Source organism: Kribbella sp. NPDC051137 (assembly GCF_040682535.1).
GTDB lineage: Bacteria > Actinomycetota > Actinomycetes > Propionibacteriales > Kribbellaceae > Kribbella > Kribbella karoonensis.
In genome coordinates, this window is the sequence record NZ_JBFBBI010000016.1 from 1 (window position 1) to 3,255 (window position 3,255).

The 3,255-nt window shown below is 55.2% G+C and carries 1 rRNA gene; it reads right to left on the reverse strand.

The annotated features are described in order from the left end of the window. Positions 1-31: 31 nt before the first annotated feature. Positions 32-3,153, reverse strand: a 23S ribosomal RNA gene (locus tag AB0M51_RS42610). Positions 3,154-3,255 lie beyond the last annotated feature (102 nt).

The following is a 3,255-nucleotide window of genomic DNA, read 5'->3' on the forward strand; positions in this document are numbered from 1 at the left end:
ATTGAAGCGCAGCTTGCCCAAAGTTTGGGTGAGTGACAAGCCCTCGGCCTATTAGTACCAGTCAGCTCCACACCTTACGGCGCTTCCACCTCTGGCCTATCAACCCAGTGGTCTACTGGGGGCCTTACCCGGTTAACCCGGTGGGAGACCTCATCTTGAAGCGTGCTTCCCGCTTAGATGCTTTCAGCGGTTATCACTCCCGAACGTAGCCAACCAGCCGTGCTCCTGGCGGAACAACTGGCACACCAGAGGTTCGTCCACCCCGGTCCTCTCGTACTAGGGGCAGCCCTTCTCAAGTCTCCTGCGCGCGCAGCGGATAGGGACCGAACTGTCTCACGACGTTCTAAACCCAGCTCGCGTGCCGCTTTAATGGGCGAACAGCCCAACCCTTGGGACCTACTCCAGCCCCAGGATGCGACGAGCCGACATCGAGGTGCCAAACCATCCCGTCGATATGGACTCTTGGGGAAGATCAGCCTGTTATCCCCGGGGTACCTTTTATCCGTTGAGCGACGGTGCTCCCACATGCCACCGCCGGATCACTAGTTCCGACTTTCGTCCCTGCTCGACATGTCTGTCTCACAGTCAAGCTCCCTTGTGCACTTACACTCAACACCTGATTGCCAACCAGGCTGAGGGAACCTTTGAGCGCCTCCGTTACCTTTTAGGAGGCGACCGCCCCAGTCAAACTACCCACCAGGCACTGTCCCTGATCCGGATAACGGACCAAAGTTAGACAGCCAGAACAATCAGAGTGGTATTTCAACGATGACTCCACCCGAACTGGCGTCCGAGCTTCACAGTCTCCCACCTATCCTACACAAATTGTACCGACCACCAATACCAAGTTGTAGTAAAGGTCCCGGGGTCTTTCCGTCCTGCTGCGCGTAACGAGCATCTTTACTCGTAATGCAATTTCGCCGAGTCCATGGTTGAGACAGCGCCCAAGTCGTTACGCCATTCGTGCAGGTCGGAACTTACCCGACAAGGAATTTCGCTACCTTAGGATGGTTATAGTTACCACCGCCGTTTACTGGCGCTTAAGTTCAAAGCTTCGCCGGCCAAAACCAGCTAACCTGTCCCCTTAACGTTCCAGCACCGGGCAGGCGTCAGTCCGTATACATCGAATTACTTCTTCGCACGGACCTGTGTTTTTAGTAAACAGTCGCTTGGGCCTGGTCTCTGCGACCATCACCGCTACCACCAGCAAATGGTGTCACGGATCCGGTCCCCCTTCTCCCGAAGTTACGGGGGCATTTTGCCGAGTTCCTTAACCATGGTTCACTCGATCGCCTCGGTATTCTCTACCTGATCACCTGTGTCGGTTTGGGGTACGGGCGGCTCTAACACTCACTGCGAAGTTTTTCTCGGCAGCATGGGATCATCCACTTCCCCTAAACGGGTCCGCCTCGGCTCTCAGGCTATGTGAGACACGGATTTGCCTATGCCTCGCCCTACCACCTTGCCCGCGGATCAGCTTGCGCCTACCATCGCCGCGGTTGGACTACCCTCCTGCGTCACTCCTCAATGCACCTACTACCACCTCGGGTCACCAACTCCACCAATCCGTCCGAAGACATCAAGGCATCATTGGCTTAGCATCAGCGGGTTCGGTCGGGTCGTGTTAATGCCGGTACGGGAATATCAACCCGTTGTCCATCGACTACGCCTGTCGGCCTCGCCTTAGGTCCCGACTTACCCAGGGCAGATTAGCTTGACCCTGGAACCCTTGATCATCCGGCGGACGGGTTTCTCACCCGTCATTCGCTACTCATGCCTGCATTCTCACTCGTGCAGCATCCACAACTCCATCACTAGGCTGCTTCACACGCTGCACGACGCTCCCCTACCCACCCACACACCTGGACCAACAAAGTTGGCCGAGTACATATGTGAGTGCCACAGCTTCGGCGGATTGCTTGAGCCCCGCTACATTGTCGGCGCGGAATCACTTGACCAGTGAGCTATTACGCACTCTTTCAAGGGTGGCTGCTTCTAAGCCAACCTCCTGGTTGTCTGGGCAACTCCACATCCTTTTCCACTTAGCAATCGCTTAGGGGCCTTAGCTGGTGATCTGGGCTGTTTCCCTCTCGACTACGGAGCTTATCCCCCGCAGTCTCACTGCCGCGCTCTCACTTACCGGCATTCGGAGTTTGGCTGATTTCGGTAAGCCGGTAAGCCCCCTAGACCATCCAGTGCTCTACCTCCGGTAAGAAACACACGACGCTGCACCTATATGCATTTCGGGGAGAACCAGCTATCACGGAGTTTGATTGGCCTTTCACCCCTATCCACAGGTCATCCCCCAGGTTTTCAACCCTGGTGGGTTCGGTCCTCCACGCGGTCTTACCCACGCTTCAACCTGCCCATGGATAGATCACTCCGCTTCGGGTCTAGAGCATGCGACTAAAACGCCCTATTCAGACTCGCTTTCGCTACGGCTACCCCACACGGGTTAACCTCGCCACACACCACTAACTCGCAGGCTCATTCTTCAAAAGGCACGCCGTCACACCCCACAAGTGAGGAGCTCCGACGGATTGTAGGCAACCGGTTTCAGGTACTATTTCACTCCCCTCCCGGGGTACTTTTCATCTTTCCCTCACGGTACTAGTCCGCTATCGGTCACCAAGAAGTATTTAGGCTTAGCGGGTGGTCCCGCCAGATTCACACGGAATTTCAAGAGTCCCGTGCTACTTGGGAAAACACTCAAGAGTCACTGTCTTACGCCTACAGGGCTATAACCCACTACGGCTCAACATTCCAGAAGATTCGACTTCAACAGTGATTTATAACTCTCCGGTCTCACGGCATTAAGACCCGAATGCTCCCACAACCCCATATACGCAACGCACGCCGGCTATCACACGCACATGGTTTAGCCTCATCCGCTTTCGCTCGCCACTACTCACGGAATCACTATTGTTTTCTCTTCCTACGGGTACTGAGATGTTTCACTTCCCCGCGTTCCCTCCAGAACCCTATGTGTTCAGGCACTGGTAACTGGCTTTAGAATGCCAGCTGGGTTTCCCCATTCGGACACCCCCGGATCACAGCTCGGTTGCCAACTCCCCGGGGCTTATCGCAGGCTCCAACGTCCTTCATCGGCTCTTGGTACCAAGACATCCACCGATTGCCCTTAGTAGCTTGTCACAAAACTAAAAGCAAAATTACGCTACAAAGAGATGCTCGCGTTCACTATACAGTTCTCAAAATACGGGCAGGAACACCAGCCCCGAACCACCACCCACCGCG